Here is a 19,324-nt window from a genome sequence, read left to right as displayed (position 1 = left end):
ATATGTTAATACATTACGAAGTTAAAAACAGAATTGCATCTATAATTATTAATAGGCCAGAGAAGCGAAACGCACTAAACTCTGAATTAGTTATTGCGTTAATTAAAGCTTTTAAAAAAGCAGAAGTTGATGAAGATGTGAAAATTATTGTTTTAAAAGCAAATGGAGAAGTTTTTAGTGCTGGTGCCGATTTAGATTATTTAAAAAAATTACAAGCAAATTCTTTTGAAGATAATTTGGAAGACTCTAACCTATTAAAAAAACTTTTTCTTGAAATATATCATCAACCTAAAATAGTTATTGCTCAAGTTGCTGGACATGCCATTGCTGGTGGTTGCGGTTTAGCGTCTGTTTGCGATTTTATTTTTACAACGCCAGAAGCAAAATATGGTTATACCGAAGTTAAGATAGGCTTTATACCAGCTATAGTTTCTCTTTTCTTAATTCGTAAAGTTGGAGAAAGTTTAGCTAAGGAATTATTACTAACTGGAGATTTGATTAGTGCTGATAAGGCAAAAAACATAGGTTTGGTTAATTACATATCCGCAACAAGCGATTTAGAAAAAGATGTATTACAATTTGCAGAAAAACTTTGTAAAACAACATCTTCACAATCTATTGCGTTAACTAAGCAACTAATTAATCAGGTACAAGACAAGTCTTTGTCAGAAGCTTTAGATTTTGCAGCAGAAATGAATGCACATGCCAGAGCTACAAATGATTGCAAAAAGGGAATTCAGGCTTTTTTGAATAAAGAGAAAATAAATTGGTAAATGAATTATATTGTAACATTTAATTAAAACAAACATCTAAGATAAAAACACACAAAAAATGAATAAGCTATTTAAAACAACATTAATAGCTATAGCATGTATTGGATATACATTTATAGCTCAGGCACAAAAAATTATAAAAGAAGGTACAGTTACTTATGCTGTTGAATATGATTTACCACCAGACCAACAATCAATGGCTGCGATGCTACCAGCGGAGTTTGTAGTAACTTTTAAAGGAGACTTAAGTAAATTTAATATGGATATGGGTATGTATTCAACATCTGTTATTTACAACAATGCTACTAAAGAATCTTTAAGCTTAACCGAAGTACCTATGCAAAACAAAAAAATTGCTGTTAAAATGAGTAAAGAGCAAAGTGATAAAATGCAGCAAATGCAAGCCGGAGGAGAGAAAGATTTTGATATTACAGCCACAACTGAATCAAAAAAAATTGGTGGTTATAATTGTATAAAATATGCACTTACAGAAAAATCATCTGGCGATAAAAGTGAAGTTTGGGCAACCACAGAGATAGAAATACCCTCAAATTCGTTAACAAGTACAGTTAAAGGAATTAAAGGTGTACCATTAGAATTTAGTAATGATGCAAGAGGTATGAAATCTAAAATGACATTTAAAAGCATTAAAGAAGATGCTGTTGTAGACATAAATATGACCGTTCCTGATGGTTTTGAAACTATGAAATTTGAAGATTTATTAAGCCAAATGGGCGGATAAAAAATTTAATTCTACATATAGGCTTTTAAGCTTGGGCATTCTTTTATAAATTGCACCATGCTTAAAAGCCTATTTTTTTTTATAAAATATTTCCTTTTTTGGGTTGTATTTTTCTTAATAGTTCGTTTCTTTTTTGAAATTTGGAATATTGACAAGCTATCCTCCTTCCCTTTTACAGAAATCTTAAAAACTTTTTTATACGGCATATTGATGGATATGTCTATGGCCGGATATTTCTGCGTTATCCCATTTCTAATTTCTATCGTATTTTGGCTTTTAAACAAAAACATTCCATTAAAATTTATTAACATTTACTCATACATATTATTAGCTATTAGCGCTATAATTGCCGTTGTTGATATTAATATCTATAAAGAATGGGGCACTAAGTTTAACGATAAAGCAATAGAGTTTTTATTAGATTCACCAAACGAGGCAATAGCTTCTACAAGCTCTTCTCCTATTCTTGCTAGTACTTTTGCAATACTTTCAATTTTTGTTTTAGGTTTATTTACTTATCATCTTTTAATCAGAAAAACGAACTCAATTTCATTAAAACAAAAACTATTATATAAATTGATAGCATCATTTTTCATTATTTCTTTTACTTTTTTGGCTATTAGAGGCAGCGTTGGTATTGCACCAATGAATCCAAGTAGAGTTTATTTTAGCAATCAGCAAATATTAAATATATCGGCAATTAACACCAACTGGTACCTAATATCAAACATTATTAGCCAAAGTAAGCAAAAAGGAAATCCGTATTTGTATTTTACAGATAAAGAGGCTTATGCTATAAAAGATAATCTTTATAAAAACATCAAAGACACCACAATCATTTTAAATACGGCAAAACCTAATATTGTTTTAATTATTATGGAAAGCTTTACAGCTGATGTGATAGAAGAATTAGGTCCAGAAAAAGGTGTAACTCCTAATTTTAGTAAATTAATAAAAGAAGGTTTATTGTTTACCAATATTCTATCCACATCTGACCGTACTGATAAAGGAATTGTAGCAATTTTGAGTGGCTTTCCTTCTCAAGCCATACAAAGCATCATAAAGCGAAATGATAAACAAGCAAAATTACCAGCAATACCAACTGATTTAAAGAAAATTGGCTATCGAACCTCTTTTTTTTATGGTGGCGATTTGCACTTTGCAAACTTTAAATCGTATTTAATGAGCCATAGTTACGATAAAATAATTGACATAAATAACATTAATACTGACGAAGAGCTTAGTAAATGGGGCGTTGCTGATGATGTAACTTTTAACGAATTTCTGAAAAACTTAAAAACAGAAAAACAGCCTTTCTTTTCAACACTATTAACTCTATCTAACCATGAACCTTTTTATCTTAAAGGCGATTATAAATTTGGTAAGAATAATGTAAGTAATATGTTTAGAAGCACAAGTTACTTTACAGATGAAATGTTGGCTAAGTTTGTAGCAGAAGCAAAACAAGAAGATTGGTACAAAAACACATTATTTATTGTAGTTGCTGATCATGGGCATCGTTTACCTACAGAAAAAAGGGAAATTTATGATCCAGGAAGGTATCACATTCCTCTTTTATTTTTTGGTGGTGCTTTAAAAGAAAGTTATCACAACAAAAAAATAGAAAAGGTTGGTAACCAAATAGACTTTACATCAATTCTTTTAAATCAGTTAAATATAAGGGACACTGCTTACCATTACAGCAAAAACTTATTGTCTCCACAGGTTAATGGTTTTGCTTTTTACTCATGGGATAATGGCTTCGGGTTTATGAATAACAATAAACAAGCTGTTAGTTTTGACCCTATTGGCAAAAGAGTTATTTATAAAAACAAAATTGATACCCCTCAACAAGAAAAAGAATTAGAAAAAAAGGCAAAAGCTTTAATGCAAACTGTATATCAAGACTATTTAAACTTTTAGTGCTTTATTAAAAACCGGCAATTTTTTACATCAATTTAAAAAAATCTAATTTAAGAATAGAATATACCCAAATATGGGTATGCTTAATCATTTAAAAAGTATTACTTTCATGTAAATATTTTTATGAAAAAGTTAGCCTTAATCTTCACACTTATTTTTACCTCAATTTTAGTTTTTGGCCAAAATTGGAGTGTTTTACAATTAGAAAAAGCAAACACAGCTAAAGCTATCAGCTTTTTAACATCGGTAGAAAAAGATGCTATAAAATACATCAACTTAGCCCGCTTATATCCTCAAGAATTTGCCAAATACGAAGTTACGGGCTATTATGGTACTGCTAAATACGGCGATTATCTTAAAAATTCTCCATACATCACTTCTTTGTTAAACGATTTGGCAAAAGCTGTTCCATCAGAGGCTCTCGTTTTTGACCAAGCTGCTTACGATAACGCAAAGTGCTTTGCTACTGAACAAGGTTTAGCAGGTACAGAAGGTCATACTCGCATTAATTGTAATAAAGGCAATTATGCTGAATGCTGTTCTTATGGTATGGAAACCGGAAAAGATATTGTGATGCAATGGCTAATAGACCATAATGTTGCCAGTTTAGGCCATCGAATTAATTGTTTAAACAAAAGTTATAAAAAAATTGGCTTAAGTGTGCAGTATCATAAACGTTGGGATAAAGTAGCTGTTGCCGATATGATTTGGTAACATGTTTATTATTAGAAGCCTTCTCACTTTCTTAATAATAGCTTTATTTGGTTTGCAAATTTGCTGCGCAAATATGGCTTCTCCCATTACAGAAGGCACAAAGGCATCTTCTGCACTATCTAGCAAAGACATTAATATTTTAGGAGAACAAATTCATATTAAAATTAGTAAAGATTTTTCTTTTGCTAAATACACCATTATTTACACTATTAATAACAGCTTTAGGAGCAATAAAATACCGCTGTTATTTTTAGCTTTAGACTATAAGGCCGACTTTAAAGTTTGGCTAAACAATGAGCCTGTAGAAATAAAAAGTATTCCAAATGACTATGTGAATATAGACCGTAGTAAATTTAGAGGTTTTAGCGAAAACTTTAAAGCCAATGAAGGTGAAGCAGAACGGGTATATGTTAGTTTTGAAAATAACAAGGTTGATATTTATAGCATAGAAGATCTAAAATTTTTTGAAACCAATTTAGCTACCGGTATTCATCAAATAAAAGTTGAATATATTGCAAATGTTTGGGAAGATAAATCTGATTGGGTTAAGAGTTTAAGTTTTAGATATTCTTTATCTCCGGCTAAGTACTGGAAATCTTTTAATTCTTTAAGTATTAAAATACAACAAGAGGAAAATCAAGAAATTAGCACCAATTTAGGTACAGAAAAAGAGATTATCAATCAGTTTAAATACTGGCATTTTAAAACTTTACCTGCCAATTTTATAGTAATTAAATACAAACCAAAGCAAACCGCTTTTTTAAATATATTAATAAATATTTCCCCAAATGGTTTTATGTGGCTTTTTGGAGTTATTGCCACATTAATTCATTTACTGGTTTTAATAAAAAACAGAACATCAAATAATAAAAAAAATAAGTTAATAGTTGTTATAGGAAGCCTAATTGTTCCATTTTTAACCATGTTAGTTTATAATTCATCTTTTAGTTTTATTGATAATATGATAGGTGTTAATGCGAGTAGGTTTCATGGGTATTACATCCTAATATTTGGATTATACCCTTTTGTAATGCCTATATATTGGTTAATAATGCACTTAATTAATAGGTTTTTAATCAGAAATGAACTCGCAATTTAATTTATATGTTTTGAGCTATCACAAAGCCAGATGCCCAAGCCCATTGAAAATTAAAACCACCTAACCAACCAGTAACATCAACACACTCGCCACCAAAATATAAACCCTGTATTTTTTTCGACTCTAAAGTTTTAGAAGATAGTTCGTTAGTGGAAACCCCGCCACGCATTACTTCCGCTTTATCATAACCTTTATCTCCAGCTGGTTTCACTTTAAAATGATGTATAAAGTTTTCAATAGCTATAAAATCATCTTTAGTTAAAGAAGCTAAGTTTTTTTGAGTAGGAATAAACTCGCCAATAGCATCAATAAATTTACGAGTATAAAATGCAGCTAAGTAGTTTGATAAAACTTTTTTCCCATTCGCACTTCGCTCCTGCTCTATCAAACTTATTATATTTTGATTAGGCAATAAATCAATTTCAATTTGATTACCTGGTTGCCAATAAGAAGATATTTGAAGTATTGCGGGGCCACTTAAACCCCAATGCGTAAACAAAATATTTTCTTCAAAACTTATTTCTGGTAAACTTACTCTTGCAAAAATGGAGTTACCAGATAAACCTGCAAAAAAAGCTTCTTCTTTACCTGTGATAGTTAAAGGCACCAAAGCTGGGGCTGTTTTAACAATTTCTAAGTTAAATTGCTTAGCTACTTTTAAAGAAAAATCTGTAGCGCCCATTTTTGCAATTGGCAATCCACCACTTGCCATTACTACTTTAGGGCATATTATGGTATGGCTTTTACCATGTTGCTCATAACCTATTTCAAATCCATTTGGATGTTGTTTAACAAACTTAACATCGCAATTCAATAAAATTGTTTGGTCTAATTGTTCGCATAAATCAGTAAAAATGTTTACAATATCTTTGGCTTTATTTGTTGTAGGAAAAAGCTGACCCAAAGTTTTTTCTTGTCCGCTTATACCATAAGTCTCAAAAAAAGAAACAGAATCATCAACAGTCCATTGTGACAATGCTGATTTTATAAAATGTGGATTTTCTGATACAAAATTAGCTGGTGTAGTGTGTAAATTGGTGTAGTTGCAACGCCCACCGCCAGATATTAGAATTTTAGCACCAACTTGGGCATTTTTTTCTAAAATTAAAGTGCGTTTACCTAAATAACCTGCTTGTACAGCACACATTAAGCCACAAGCACCACCTCCAATTATAACCGCATCGTAATTCATGCTTCAAAAATGGCATTTTTAAATCATATCTATAATATTTAGTAAAAATATGCGCTCATTGATTAACTTTGTACTATGGAAGAAATCTCCAGTATAACAGAATTTGGTAAGGTTTTAATTTTCTTAATAACAGGTTTATTAGCTGTTGGAGGTGCTTTTGCAGTAAATAAATTAATTGCACCGCACAAACCAAATCCCGAAAAAAACAGTTCTTACGAATGTGGTGAGGAGCCGACCGGTTCTTCGTGGATTCAATTTAACAGTCGCTTTTACGTAATTGCCCTTATATTTTTACTGTTTGATGTAGAAATGATTTTCGTTTTCCCTTGGGTCACTATATTTAGCGATAAAGAATTAATTGCTGCTGATAGCCGCTGGGGATGGCTTACATTTACCGAAATGATTATATTTTTAGGGATTCTTTTATTAGGATTAGTTTATGTTTGGCGCAAAAAAGATTTAGATTGGATTAAACCAGATGCTATTTTGCCTACCATAGATACTGCAATTCCGTTAAATGCTTATGATGGAATAAACGAAAATAAATATGTTCCATTTCAGCATAAAAAAACAGTTTCGGAACAACCAGCAACAGCACCCGTTGTTAGCAAACCCGCATTTACTCCACGATTTAAAAAACAATGAGTTTAGAAAAGCAATTAGAAAATACTGGAGTTGTAGTTACCAAATTAGATGACTTAATGAACTGGGCAAGACTTTCATCATTATGGCCCTTAAGTTTTGGTATAGCTTGTTGCGCTATTGAAATGATGGGTTCAATGGCTTCAAATTTTGATTTGGATAGATTTGGAGTTTTTCCACGCCCTTCGCCAAGGCAAGCAGATGTAATTATTATTGCTGGTACGGTTACTTTTAAAATGGCTGAGCGAATTAAAAAATTATATGAGCAAATGCCAGAACCTAAATATGTAATTTCAATGGGTTCTTGTTCTAATTGCGGTGGTCCATACTGGGAACACGGCTATCATGTTGTTAAAGGTGTAGATAGGATTATCCCTGTTGACATTTATGTACAAGGCTGCCCTCCACGTCCAGAAGCACTAATTGGTGGCATTTTAGAATTACAAAAATTGATAGAGAAAGAAAAGCTCTCTGAAGTTTAGAGAAAGGTGGAAGGTTTATAATGGAGGCTATAAGGTTTAAACCGGATTTTTTTTAACTTGAAGATCCATCTAGCTCTGTGAACTCCGAGCCCTCTGAGGTTAATAAAAAAATAAACTTTGTGCACTTTGTGACTAAAAATAATAAAAATCTTTGTGCTCTTTGTTGTTAATAAACAAAGCTCATTAAAAAACAAAATTAATGGTTAACAAAACAACCAAAAAACAAATATGAAATCAATATCACAAACCCGATTAGGTATTTTAGGCGGTGGGCAATTGGGAAGAATGCTTATACAAGAAACCATTAATTACAATATTTCTGTAAGTATTTTAGACCCAGATGCTGATGCACCTTGTAAAAACATTTGTGATTATTTTGAAGTAGGTTCTTTAGGTGATTATGAGACTGTTTATAATTTTGGTAAGAATCTTGATTTAATTACCATTGAAATTGAAAAGGTAAATATTGAAGCTTTAGAAGAATTAGAAAAAGAAGGTGTTTTGGTTTATCCACAACCACGCATCATTCGTTTAATACAAGATAAAGGTTTACAAAAGCAGTTTTTCAAAGAAAACGATATTCCAAGTTCTCCATTTCAAATATTTAATACCAAAGAGCAATTAATTGAAGCAAACTTACATTTCCCATATATTCAAAAACTAAGAAAAGATGGATATGATGGTAAAGGAGTAAAAAAAATTGAGAATGAAACCGATTTAGAAAATGCTTTTGAACAACCATCATTAGTAGAAAACTTAATTGATTTTGAAAAAGAAATTGCTGTTATTGTTGCCAGAAACCCTAATGGAGAGATAAAAACCTTCCCTATGGTTGAAATGGATTTTAACCCTGATGCTAACTTAGTTGAATTTTTAATTTCACCATCTACTTATAGTTTTGAAATACAACAAAATGCAGAAGAAATAGCAAAACATATTGCAGAAAGTTTAAATTTTGTAGGTGTATTAGCTGTAGAAATGTTTTTAACAAAAGACCATCAAATATTGGTGAATGAATTGGCTCCACGTCCGCACAATAGCGGACATCAAACTATTGAAGGCAATTTTACTTCACAATTTGGGCAACACATTAAAGCAATTTTCAATTTACCTTTAGGTAATACTGATGCAATTGCAAACGCAGTTATGATTAACATTTTGGGAGAAAAAGGTTACGAAGGTGTTGCAGAGTATAAAGGTTTAGAAGAAATTTTAAAAAAAGAAGGTGTTTATATTCATTTATACGGAAAAAAATACACCAAACCTTTCCGAAAAATGGGGCATATTACCATAATTGACGAGGATAGGCAACAAGCAATTGAAAAAGCTAAATTTGTAAAAGAAACATTTAAGGTAAAAGCATAAAAAATGACAAAAGCTACAGTAGGTATAATAATGGGCAGTCGCTCTGACTTAGGAATAATGGAAGAAGCTGCAGATGTGTTAAAAGAATTGGGAATTGATTATGAATTAACAGTAGTTTCTGCACATCGCACTCCCGAAAGAATGTTTAACTACGCCCAAAATGCAGCTGAAAGAGGTTTAAAGATTATTATTGCTGGCGCAGGTGGTGCTGCACATTTACCTGGAATGGTTGCCTCCATTACCCACTTACCAGTAATTGGTGTGCCTGTAAAATCAAGTAATTCTATTGATGGATGGGATTCTGTGCTTTCTATTTTGCAAATGCCAAATGGAATTCCTGTGGCTACAGTTGCTTTAAATGCAGCTAAAAACGCAGGTATTTTGGCGGCTCAAATTTTAGGTACTTCAGATGGTAAAATTGCTGAACGAGTAATTAAGTTCAAATCTGATTTGAAAAATAAAATTGAAGAATCTGCGGAGAATTTAAAAGCTGAAGGATATCCTTCTTCTTTTTAGTTTAAAGTAGGATTTTCTGGGAAATTAATAATGTGGGCGTATTTAACGCCCATATTTAAAACAGCTTCTTTCCAAATATCCGATTCATCAAAAATCATATCTGAATTAAATTTATCAGAAACTATCCAACTGTTTGCAGCTAACTCATCATCTAATTGATTTTTAGACCAACCAGAGTAACCTATAAAGAATTTTATTTCTTCTTCTTTAATATTATAATTGTTGATTTGTAATTTTAAACTTTCAAAATCACCACCCCAAAATAATCCATTCCCTAAATCAATTCCGCCTATTACTTTTTCAGGAATTTTATGGATAAAATGCAGAGTATCATTTGCTACTGGCCCACCAATATAAATTTGCATATTGGAATCCCAACAATCAGAAATTACATCTTTTAATAAAAAATCACTTTTCTGATTTAAAATATAACCAACAGTTCCTTCAATATTATGCTCCGTTAAAAAAACAACTGTCCGCTTAAAATTATCATCGGCCATAAATGGTTCCGAAATTAATAATGTTCCTTTTTGTGGTATAACTTTACTAAGCATACTCAAATAAACATAATTTTTGGTAAATCAGGCTGATTTTTAAAAAATTTAATAACCCAATCATCAAATATTTATGGATTTATCCTGCTTTAGCAAAATCAATCTGAGTATTATTGAAATGAGATTTAATAGTATTAATATCACTTTTAATAATAGCTAACAATTCTAAATCGTAATTATGCGTTGCCATATTAACTAATTTAGTTTTCACTTTAAGATTTTGTTCTTGTAAATCTTGTTTAATAATTGATAACAATTGATTATCAAAATTTGAAATTAAACTTTTAATTTGTTGAGTAGCTGTGGTGGTTTTCATAATCTAATTTTTAGTGATTTTTTATAAACTATTTTATAAAACCTTTACTAATGAAATGCCAAAAATTTTTAATCATATTAAAATCTTCAAAAGACATTAATTTTAAGCCAAAAACATTCGTAAAACAGAAATATCAACAATTTAACTGTCTAAAAAAAACTACATTAAATACAGCTTAAATAGTTGAAACAGACAAAAGCTCGGCTAAGTTTAAATGCTCGGTTACCATTTTTAAATTGCCTTCATTATCATAAGGCCATAGTTCTTTAGGTTTATCCCAATATAGCTCAACACCATTTTTATCAGGATCATCTAAATATAAAGCTTCTGAAACACCATGATTTGCAGCGCCACTTAAAGGATATTTATAAGTATTTAGCCGTTTAAGAATATTTGCCAAATCTTTTCTTTCAGGAAAAAGTATGGCAACATGAAAAAGTCCTGGTGCTCTTACATTGGCAAAATCTGCTCCCTTAGAATACCAAGTATTTAAACCAATATGATGATGATAACCGCCTGCGGATAGAAATGCAGCCTCATCCCCTATTTTTTGAGTTACAGTAAAACCCAGTAAATCTTCATAAAATGATAATGATTTAGTTAAGTTGCTCACCTTTAAATGAACATGACCTATTTTTGTTTCTTGTGGGATTATAAATTTCATCAATAAATATACATAGCTTTGCACAAATTTAATCTTTAGATAATGCTTATTCGTCTTTACGAGGAAAACCCAAACGAAAAAGTTTTAGAACAAATTGTTACTGTTTTAAAAAATGGGGGTATTATAATTTACCCAACAGACACTGTTTATGGCTTAGGTTGCGATATTACCAACCAAAAGGCAATAGAACGCATTGCTAAATTGAGAGGCATAAAGCCTGAAAAAGCTAATTTTTCTTTTATTTGTTACGATTTAAGTCATATTTCTGACTATATAAAACCAATAGACAATTCTACGTTTAGGGTTTTAAAGAAAGCTTTGCCGGGTCCGTTTACATTTATTTTTAATGCAAATAATAATGTTCCTAAATTGTTATCAAGCAAAAAGAAAACGGTTGGCATAAGAGTACCTGATAATAATATAGCTCGTAAAATAGTAGAAATGTTAGGTAATCCTATTCTTTCAACTTCTATACATGATGAGGATGATATTATAGAATACACAACAGATCCTGAATTAATTTTTGAAAAGTATCAAGACACTGTAGATTTAGTAATTGATGGCGGTTATGGAGACAATACTCCATCCACTGTAATTGATTGTACTTCTGGCGATTTTGAAATAATACGTGAAGGAAAAGGTGATATTTCTGATTTTATATAAAAACAAACTCCAATAACATTTTTTAGAGATAGTTATTTGATTCACAATTTATAGAGATTCCATTGCATAAAAGTTGAATGTGATTGTTGTTTGAACTAGATTATTGAATATTTAATCTATTTAAATAAAAACACTTATCAGAAATAGTAAAATATTTAAAAATAACATGAAAAAGTAATAAAATCCTTATGTAAGTAAGGATTTTGTTATTTAGAATCTAAAATATCAATGAATTCTTTATTTTAGCTGTCATGGCTCAAATCATCAACTTAAAACCTTTTAAAAGTTTTTTTAAATCAGAATCTATTGGTGGAATTATACTTATTTTATGTGTTATACTTAGTTTAATTATTGCAAACTCTAGCCTTGGAAATTCATTTATTAATTTTTTAGAGTTAAAACTTGGTTTTGAAAACAATTATCTTCAATTAAGATATCCTGTTATCCTATGGATTAACGACGGCTTAATGGCAATTTTCTTTTTAATGGTTGGTTTAGAAATTAAAAGAGAATTAGTAGAAGGAGAATTATCAAGTATAAAACAAGCCACCTTACCCATATTTGCTGCACTTGGCGGAATGTTAGTTCCAGCTGCAATTTATTTTTTAATAGATCACAGTGCAGAAACAGGGCATGGTTGGGGAATACCAATGGCTACTGATATTGCTTTTGCAATCGCAATTTTATCTTTGTTAGGTAGCAAAGTGCCCAATTCTCTAAAAATATTTTTAACTGCATTAGCCATTGTTGACGATTTAGGGGCTATATTAGTTATTGCTGTTTTTTACTCAAAAGAAATACATATTGAATATTTAATGTATGCCGCATGTATTTTAGCTTTGCTTACAGCGTTTAATTATTTCGGAGTTAAAAAAATATATTTCTACATCATTCCTGGAATTATAATGTGGTATTTAATACACCACAGTGGCATACACGCAACCATTGCTGGTGTTTTAACAGCTTTTACAATACCAACAAATACAACAGATAAAGAATCCCCATTAGAAAAATTAGAACATTTATTGGTAAAACCGGTAAACTTTTTAATAATGCCAATTTTTGCTATTGCAAATACGAATATAAAGTTTGAATCTCAAATGTTAACCAATATCACATCAGGGGTTAGTATGGCAATTATATGTGGTTTAATGATTGGGAAGCCTTTAGGTATTGTTTCTTTTTCTTGGTTATCTGTAAAGCTTAAATTGAGTAATTTACCGATTAACACTAAATGGTCGCAAATTGCAGGACTTGGTTTACTAGGTGGTATAGGTTTTACCATGTCTATTTTTATAGCATTGCTTTCATTTGATCAACCAGAATATCAAATTCAAGCAAAATTCTCTATTTTAATAGCATCGGTTAGTGCGGGTGTATTAGGTTTCGTAATTCTTAAATTTTTAGGAAAGAAAAAAGGAAGAATGATTTTGAAATAGCAGCATCAAAATATAATTACAAACCTCGTATTTTAAAAAATATGAGGTTTTTCTATTTGAAAAACAAAACATTTAAAATTTTAACAATAAAAAGCACTATTTCAATTAAAAACATATTAATACATGACTAAAATTATTCATTTCACATAAAAATTCTACAAAAACTATTAAAAACTTAATTAAATTAAAAATATTACTTAATTTTACATCATAATTCAACATAAAAATCAATTATGAGAAAATTAAGCACTAAAATCTACAAAAAATTTATTGAAACTGAATCAAAAGCAGGAATAATCTTAATTATTTGTGTTTTAGTATCGATAATGATCGCAAACTCATCTTTAGGCTATTACTTTAATGAATTTTTAAATACTAAACTAGGATTTGAGCTGAATGGAATAGATTTAAGATACTCTTCTTTAAGTTGGATAAATGATGGCTTAATGGCTGTTTTCTTTTTATATGTTGGCTTAGAAATTAAAAGAGAAATTGTTGAAGGTGAATTGAAATCTGTTAAACAGGCATCTTTACCAATAGTTGCTGCTATAGGTGGTATGTTAGTACCCGCTTTACTATTTGCTTTAATAAATTACGGTTCAGATTCTTCTAAAGGTTGGGGAATTCCAATGGCAACTGATATTGCATTTGCAATTGGAATATTATCTGTTTTAGGAAATAGAGTGCCCAATTCTTTAAAAATATTTTTAACCGCCTTAGCAATTGTTGATGATTTGGGTGCAATTTTAGTAATTGCCGTTTTTTATACTGCTGATTTACATTTTACTTATTTATTATTTGCTACTGGTGTTTTTGCATTTCAAATGGCACTAAATTATTTTGGAGTTAAAAAATTGGTTTATTACATCATCCCTGGAATGGTTTTATGGTATTTTATTCACCATAGCGGCATTCATGCAACAATTGCCGGTGTTTTAACAGCTATAGCAATACCTGCAACCAGCAAAAAAAATGCACACTCTCCTTTAGAAAAATTAGAGACTTTATTGAGCAACCCGGTAAGCTATATGATTATGCCATTATTTGCTTTAGCCAATACCAACATAAGATTTGAATCTGAAATGCTTAAAGGTTTAACAAATCCTTTAGGTTTGGGAATACTAGCTGGTTTAGTTATTGGAAAACCACTTGGTATTACTTTAGCATCATGGATTGCTATTAAATTAAAGATTGCAAAAAAACCTAATCAAGCAAATTGGAAACAACTTTCTGCGGTAAGTATGTTAGGTGGTATTGGTTTCACCATGTCTATTTTTGTATCGATACTTTCATTTGCAAGTCCATTGTTTCAATTAGAAGCTAAATTCTCTGTTCTTATTGCATCAATAATTGCAGCAGCATCCGGATATATTTTATTAAATTACCTAAGCAAAAAGCAGGTAGTAAAAGTTGTACCTGTAAAAGCTAAAAAAGAAGTGAAAGATTATAATACAGAAAATCTTGAATTAAGTATTTAAAACGCATTGCATTTAAAAAAAAAAGCCCTCATTCGTTAAAATAATGAGGGCTTTTTTGCTTTTAAGCTTTAATTATTAGCTTTTTATTTTTCCGATAAATTCTGGAATGTGTGAAAGATAATCTTCTTTATTACCAATGGTTTTAACAAAAGCGGTACCCATAATGGCACCATTTACATATTTGTTAGCTCTATCAAAACTTCTTTTATCCGATATACCAAAACCTATGATTAATGGATTTTTAAGCTCCATAGCCTTTATTCTCTCATAATATTTACTGATTTCGTCAGATTCATCTAAATTTTTTCCTGTAGTAGATGATGACGACAACAAGTAAATAAATCCGTTAGATAATTCATCTATTTTACGAATACGTTTTTCGGCAGTTTGCGGCGTAACTAAGAAAATATTAGTCAACCCGTTTTTAACAAATTCCTCTTTGTATAAATCTTCATACTCATCTAAAGGTAAATCAGGTACTATAATGCCATCTACTCCTACCGCGGCAGCATCTCTACAAAAATTGGCCACACCATATTGCAGCATAGGGTTTACGTAACCCATTAACAATACGGGTATATTTATTTGCTGGCGTAAATCTGCTAGCTGTTGAAAAAGAAGTTTAAGCGTCATTCCGTTTTCGATAGCTATTTGTGAACTGTGTTGAATTACAGGTCCGTCGGCTAATGGGTCTGAATACGGAAATCCAATCTCTAAAAAATCGGCACCAGCTTTTTCTAATGCTTGCGCAATTTTTAAAGTTGCGCCAACTTCTGGGTAACCAGCTGTATAGTAAATAGAAAGTATATTATTTCGCTTCTCTGCGAAGAGTTTGTTTAGTCTGTTCATTTTGTTGAGTTCATTATTTTAGAGATTATTAGTGATTAGTCCGCAGTCGGTAGTCAAAAGTCCACAGTTTGGTTGCATAAATAGACGGCGGACAACGGACTTAAAACTTCGGTCTTTCTACAAATTAAAATATTTCATAAAAGTAGCTAAATCCTTATCTCCTCTACCAGAAAGACAAACTACTACTACATCATCCTTTTTAAAAGTCATTTTCTCTAATTGAGCTAAAGCATGTGCCGATTCTATTGCAGGGATAATACCTTCCATTTTAGATAATAGTAAACTTGCTTGCATGGCTTCATCATCAGTAATACTAACATACTCTACTCTTTTAATTTTATTTAAATGAGCATGTTGAGGGCCAATCCCAGGATAATCTAAACCAGCGGAAATAGAATAAGGCTCAATTACTTGCCCATCTTCTGTTTGCATTAAAATAGTACGAGAACCATGCAAAACCCCTTCTTTACCCAAAACAGATGTTGCTGCAGAATGGCCAGAATTTACACCTAAACCAGCTGCTTCTGCGGCTATAAGTTTAACATTTTCGTCATCCAAAAAATGATAGAACATTCCCATTGCATTACTGCCACCACCTACACATGCTAAAACATAATCTGGCTGATCGTTACCAGTATGTTCAATTAATTGCTTTTTGGTTTCTTCTGATATAATTGACTGGAAAAGAGAAACCATTTCTGGGTAAGGATGTGGACCAACCACAGAACCGATAATATAATGTGTATCAACTGGATTATTAATCCAATCCCTCATCGCTTCATTGGTAGCATCTTTTAATGTTTTACTACCAGAAGTTGCGGGCACTACTGTAGCTCCCATCATTTTCATACGGGCAACATTAGGCGCTTGGCGCTCAATATCAACCTCGCCCATATAAATTACACACTCTAAACCTTTTAAGGCACAAACCGTAGCCGTGGCCACGCCATGTTGCCCTGCTCCTGTTTCGGCAATAATTCTTTTTTTACCTAGTTTTTGTGCTAATAAAATTTGCCCAACAGTGTTGTTAATTTTATGCGCTCCGGTATGGTTTAAATCTTCTCTTTTTAAATAAATGCTTGCGCCGTATTTATCTGATAATCTTTTCGCTAAAAATAATGGCGACGGACGACCAACGTAATCTCTCAATAAAGATTCATATTCCTCTTTAAACGCTGGTAACGCAATTATATCTAAATATTTTTCCCTTAGCTCTTCAACGTTAGGGTACAACATTTCTGGAATGTACGCCCCTCCAAAATCTCCGTAATATCCTTTATCATTTACTCTGTAACTCATATTTATGTTATTTTTTTATCTTTTTAAAAGCCATTTTTAATAGTTCTATATCTTTTAAGCCTGGCTCAATTTCAAATCTCGAATTTATATCTATTCCGTGTAAGTTGGCATTCTTTATTGCTAAAACTTGATCCAAATTAGCTAAACTTATGCCACCGCTCAATAAAAACGGTTTATCTATTTTATAATTATCTAAAATTTGCCAACTAAATGTTTCTCCGCTGCCACCATATAGAACAGTCTTTGTATCAAACAAAAATAAATCGACATGGTTTTGGTAAGGTAATAAATCTTCAAAATCAAAATTTTCATCGATACCAAAAGCCTTAATTACTTTAAAACCTGCTATTCTTAATTCTTCGCAAAATTGCGGAGTTTCTTGTCCATGTAATTGTATGGCTTTCATGCCATAAAGCTTACCAAACTCTACCACCTCTGGTAAGGTAGCGTTAACAAAAACACCCGTTTTAATTATCTCTGAAGGTATATTTTTCAAAAATTGTTTTTCAAAATCTAAACCAATAAATCTTTTAGAAGGTGGGTAAAATATAAAGCCTATAAAATCTGGATTTAATTGTACCAAGGCATCAATATTTTCGGGATATTTCATCCCACAAACTTTAATTTTTAGGCTCTTCATTTAGCTTATAGCGATTAATTGGTCAAAAGATTTTTTGGCAGCACCAGATGATAAGGATTTTTCTGCCTCGTAAAAACAATCAGCAAAGGATTTAAATGGTGTAATTGTTTGTATGGCAATTGCAGCATTACACAACACTACATTATTTTGGTTTAATGTTGCTTTATTAGCCAAAACATCAATAAATATCTTGGCAGAATCTTCTACTGTATGCCCACCTTTAATAGTTGTAGCATCAATTTTATCAAAACCTAAATCAGCAATATCATGTATTTGCTCTCCGTTTTTTGAAAAAGTTTTAAAATCACAGGTTAAAGAAACTTCATCATAGCCCTCCAAAGTGTGTAAAATGGTATAATTTGAACTAGAGTTTTGGTATATGTAAGCATAAATTCTTGCTAACTCTAAACTAAAAACACCTACCATTTGGTTTTGCGGCATAGCAGGGTTTACCATTGGCCCCAACATATTAAAGAAAGTTTTTACCCCTAATTCTCTTCTAATTGGTGCAACGTTTTTCATTGCAGGGTGAAATAATGGAGCGTGTAAAAAACAAATGTTGGCTACTTCTAAAGATTTTTTTAAAACATCCTCATCATTGGTGAATTTATAGCCTAAAAACTCCATTACGTTGGAAGAACCACAACCAGAAGAAACGCCATAATTACCATGCTTTGCAACATGATAACCAGCACCAGCAACCACAAAAGAAGCTAATGTTGATATATTAAAAGTGTCTTTACCATCTCCCCCAGTTCCGCATAAATCTATTAAGTTAAAATCTTTATTTATGGCAATAGGTAAGCATAATTCTAACATTGCCTCTCTAAAACCATGTAATTCATCAACAGTTACATTACGCATAGAATATGCGGTCATAAAAGCGGCCATTTGAGAGTTATTGTATTTACCAGAGGAAATATTGGTTAAAATTTCTTTAGACTCTTGCCTGTTAAATGTTTTCTGTTCGAATAAGTGATTTAAAATCGCTTTCATTGTTATAGATTATTTCATAAAAAAAGGGTTACCAATGGCAACCCTTAAATGTATATTCTTTTAAAATATTAAAATATGGTTTGCCCTACGAATTATCGAAGTGCCACCACCAAATTATATTTAAATTAATTTTTCTCATTATTTAGCAAATATGGGATTTTTTTAAATAGTTAAAAAATTAAAAGCTCTCTGATTGAAAAAATTTAACATAAATGAATAATATTAGAGAACATTAATTTCGCATCTAATTCAAATTTACTTTTTTATCAAACTTGTTTAACAAAGTTGAATTTGCAACCATTTTTAACAAAATTACACCAATTATTATGGATAATAATATTTGAAAAGAATTAAGAAAGCTGCTGTAAAAAGTATCCTTTTTATAATCTATCAATAACTCTCTACCAACTTCACTTTGTAGCTTACTTAAATTCCCCAAACTTTCATTTGCTTTGTTTAGGCCAAATTTAGCAATGGTAATTTCTTCGGCATTTTTATCAGATTTTTTAATTTCACTAAATGCGTTGTCAAAATAAGCTAACTGAGTTTTTAGATTTAATAGCGCATTTTTTTCTCTATCAACCAAAATTGTACCTTCATATTTCAATAATAATTTATCAAAATCTTTGTGAACAGCATTTAGTTTTTTTTCTAATCTGGTTTGGTCATTTGCTTCGTTTGCATGTAAATACTCTTCTAAAATAAACAGTCTTTGCTCATTTAAAGTTCGCATTTCATACAAATCAACAGAAGGTTGTAACCTATCTTCAAAAATTGATGCTACGGTATAATCGTTACTTTCTGAAATCTTTTTTTCTAATAAATTACTTATAATAATGGCCACCATCAATGCTACCAAAACAATGGCGGCTTTCATTTTCTCTTTAAACATTAAAGACCACTTCATAAGCAAATTTTAGGTTCTTAACTAAAGTACAAATTTTATAATTAAACCCAATATTATTTACAATTGAAAGA

At 31.0% G+C, this 19,324-nt stretch carries 21 protein-coding genes; 12 read left to right on the top strand and 9 right to left on the bottom strand.

Translation table 11 applies throughout. From position 1 onward, the window contains the following. Window positions 1-2 precede the first annotated feature (2 nt). The 5 genes from ACFSSE_RS16265 (at window position 3) to ACFSSE_RS16245 (ending at window position 5,251) form a co-directional block, all read left to right on the top strand. A complete protein-coding gene (locus ACFSSE_RS16265) occupies window positions 3-773 on the top strand; it encodes an enoyl-CoA hydratase/isomerase family protein (RefSeq protein ID WP_379046139.1) in 771 nt (256 codons plus the stop codon). Window positions 774-831: 58 nt separating this feature from the next. Next, window positions 832-1,515 carry a hypothetical protein gene (locus ACFSSE_RS16260; RefSeq protein WP_379046136.1) on the top strand — a complete coding sequence of 228 codons (684 nt, stop codon included), beginning with the start codon at window positions 832-834 and terminating at the stop codon, window positions 1,513-1,515. Window positions 1,516-1,572: 57 nt separating this feature from the next. Beyond that, on the top strand, window positions 1,573-3,438 hold the full coding sequence (locus ACFSSE_RS16255; RefSeq protein WP_379046133.1) for an LTA synthase family protein: 1,866 nt from the start codon (window positions 1,573-1,575) through the stop codon (window positions 3,436-3,438). A 123-nt stretch (window positions 3,439-3,561) separates the two neighbouring features. Further along, window positions 3,562-4,152 carry a CAP domain-containing protein gene (locus tag ACFSSE_RS16250; protein ID WP_379046130.1) on the top strand — a complete coding sequence of 197 codons (591 nt, stop codon included), beginning with the start codon at window positions 3,562-3,564 and terminating at the stop codon, window positions 4,150-4,152. A 73-nt stretch (window positions 4,153-4,225) separates the two neighbouring features. After that, window positions 4,226-5,251, top strand: a complete 1,026-nt coding sequence (locus ACFSSE_RS16245) for a hypothetical protein (protein WP_379046126.1) — start codon at window positions 4,226-4,228, stop codon at window positions 5,249-5,251. A gap of 1 nt (window position 5,252) precedes the next feature. Here ACFSSE_RS16245 and ACFSSE_RS16240 read toward each other — a convergent pair whose 3' ends face one another. Beyond that, on the bottom strand, window positions 5,253-6,443 hold the full coding sequence (locus ACFSSE_RS16240; protein ID WP_379046123.1) for a BaiN/RdsA family NAD(P)/FAD-dependent oxidoreductase: 1,191 nt from the start codon (window positions 6,441-6,443) through the stop codon (window positions 5,253-5,255). Window positions 6,444-6,518: 75 nt separating this feature from the next. Between ACFSSE_RS16240 and ACFSSE_RS16235 the strand changes: the two genes are divergently transcribed. From ACFSSE_RS16235 to purE, 4 genes are all read left to right on the top strand, one after another. Further along, window positions 6,519-7,088 carry an NADH-quinone oxidoreductase subunit A gene (locus ACFSSE_RS16235; RefSeq protein ID WP_379046120.1) on the top strand — a complete coding sequence of 190 codons (570 nt, stop codon included), beginning with the start codon at window positions 6,519-6,521 and terminating at the stop codon, window positions 7,086-7,088. Next, window positions 7,085-7,567, top strand: a complete 483-nt coding sequence (locus tag ACFSSE_RS16230) for an NADH-quinone oxidoreductase subunit B (RefSeq protein ID WP_379046117.1) — start codon at window positions 7,085-7,087, stop codon at window positions 7,565-7,567. Before ACFSSE_RS16235 ends, ACFSSE_RS16230 begins: the two co-directional genes overlap by 4 nt. Window positions 7,568-7,795: 228 nt before the next feature. Next, window positions 7,796-8,932, top strand: coding sequence for a 5-(carboxyamino)imidazole ribonucleotide synthase (locus ACFSSE_RS16225; RefSeq protein WP_379046114.1), 1,137 nt, complete (start codon window positions 7,796-7,798; stop codon window positions 8,930-8,932). A gap of 3 nt (window positions 8,933-8,935) precedes the next feature. After that, a complete protein-coding gene (purE, locus tag ACFSSE_RS16220; RefSeq protein WP_379046111.1) occupies window positions 8,936-9,448 on the top strand; it encodes a 5-(carboxyamino)imidazole ribonucleotide mutase in 513 nt (170 codons plus the stop codon). On the opposite strand, the gene ACFSSE_RS16215 is transcribed toward purE, so the two are convergent. From ACFSSE_RS16215 to ACFSSE_RS16205, 3 genes are all read right to left on the bottom strand, one after another. Beyond that, entirely contained in the window at window positions 9,445-10,002 is a 558-nt protein-coding gene (locus ACFSSE_RS16215; RefSeq protein WP_379046108.1) for a YqgE/AlgH family protein, read from the bottom strand. The genes purE and ACFSSE_RS16215 overlap by 4 nt on opposite strands. Before the next feature lie 79 nt (window positions 10,003-10,081). After that, window positions 10,082-10,318: a hypothetical protein gene (locus tag ACFSSE_RS16210; RefSeq protein WP_379046105.1), complete on the bottom strand. Its 237-nt coding sequence runs from the start codon at window positions 10,316-10,318 to the stop codon at window positions 10,082-10,084. 175 nt (window positions 10,319-10,493) lie between these two features. Beyond that, window positions 10,494-10,982: a VOC family protein gene (locus ACFSSE_RS16205; protein WP_379046102.1), complete on the bottom strand. Its 489-nt coding sequence runs from the start codon at window positions 10,980-10,982 to the stop codon at window positions 10,494-10,496. A gap of 42 nt (window positions 10,983-11,024) precedes the next feature. On the opposite strand from ACFSSE_RS16205, the gene ACFSSE_RS16200 reads away from it, so the two are divergent. From ACFSSE_RS16200 to nhaA (ACFSSE_RS16190), 3 genes are all read left to right on the top strand, one after another. Next, window positions 11,025-11,645 carry an L-threonylcarbamoyladenylate synthase gene (locus tag ACFSSE_RS16200; protein WP_379046099.1) on the top strand — a complete coding sequence of 207 codons (621 nt, stop codon included), beginning with the start codon at window positions 11,025-11,027 and terminating at the stop codon, window positions 11,643-11,645. 251 nt (window positions 11,646-11,896) lie between these two features. Continuing rightward, the gene (gene nhaA, locus ACFSSE_RS16195; RefSeq protein ID WP_379046096.1) at window positions 11,897-13,084 is read left to right on the top strand and encodes a Na+/H+ antiporter NhaA; all 1,188 of its coding nucleotides are present in this window, start codon (window positions 11,897-11,899) and stop codon (window positions 13,082-13,084) included. Between the two features lie 233 nt (window positions 13,085-13,317). Then, window positions 13,318-14,562: a Na+/H+ antiporter NhaA gene (gene nhaA / locus ACFSSE_RS16190; protein ID WP_379046093.1), complete on the top strand. Its 1,245-nt coding sequence runs from the start codon at window positions 13,318-13,320 to the stop codon at window positions 14,560-14,562. Window positions 14,563-14,637: 75 nt separating this feature from the next. Here the strand turns inward: nhaA (ACFSSE_RS16190) and trpA are convergent, their stop codons facing one another. The 5 genes from trpA to ACFSSE_RS16165 form a co-directional block, all read right to left on the bottom strand. Then, complete coding sequence (gene trpA / locus ACFSSE_RS16185) at window positions 14,638-15,411, bottom strand: tryptophan synthase subunit alpha (RefSeq protein ID WP_379046090.1); 774 nt, start codon at window positions 15,409-15,411, stop codon at window positions 14,638-14,640. A gap of 117 nt (window positions 15,412-15,528) precedes the next feature. Continuing rightward, window positions 15,529-16,710 carry a tryptophan synthase subunit beta gene (gene trpB, locus ACFSSE_RS16180; protein ID WP_379046087.1) on the bottom strand — a complete coding sequence of 394 codons (1,182 nt, stop codon included), beginning with the start codon at window positions 16,708-16,710 and terminating at the stop codon, window positions 15,529-15,531. 7 nt (window positions 16,711-16,717) lie between these two features. Then, a complete protein-coding gene (locus tag ACFSSE_RS16175) occupies window positions 16,718-17,350 on the bottom strand; it encodes a phosphoribosylanthranilate isomerase (RefSeq protein WP_379046084.1) in 633 nt (210 codons plus the stop codon). After that, window positions 17,351-18,346, bottom strand: a complete 996-nt coding sequence (trpD, locus tag ACFSSE_RS16170; RefSeq protein WP_379046081.1) for an anthranilate phosphoribosyltransferase — start codon at window positions 18,344-18,346, stop codon at window positions 17,351-17,353. Window positions 18,347-18,590: 244 nt separating this feature from the next. Continuing rightward, complete coding sequence (locus ACFSSE_RS16165; protein ID WP_379046078.1) at window positions 18,591-19,253, bottom strand: MCP four helix bundle domain-containing protein; 663 nt, start codon at window positions 19,251-19,253, stop codon at window positions 18,591-18,593. Between the last annotated feature and the right edge of the window lie 71 nt (window positions 19,254-19,324).

The organism is Pedobacter alpinus, assembly GCF_042684645.1.
GTDB lineage: Bacteria > Bacteroidota > Bacteroidia > Sphingobacteriales > Sphingobacteriaceae > Pseudopedobacter > Pseudopedobacter alpinus.
The sequence above is the reverse complement of the archived record's forward strand: the minus strand, read 5'-3'. Positions and strand labels throughout refer to the sequence as shown.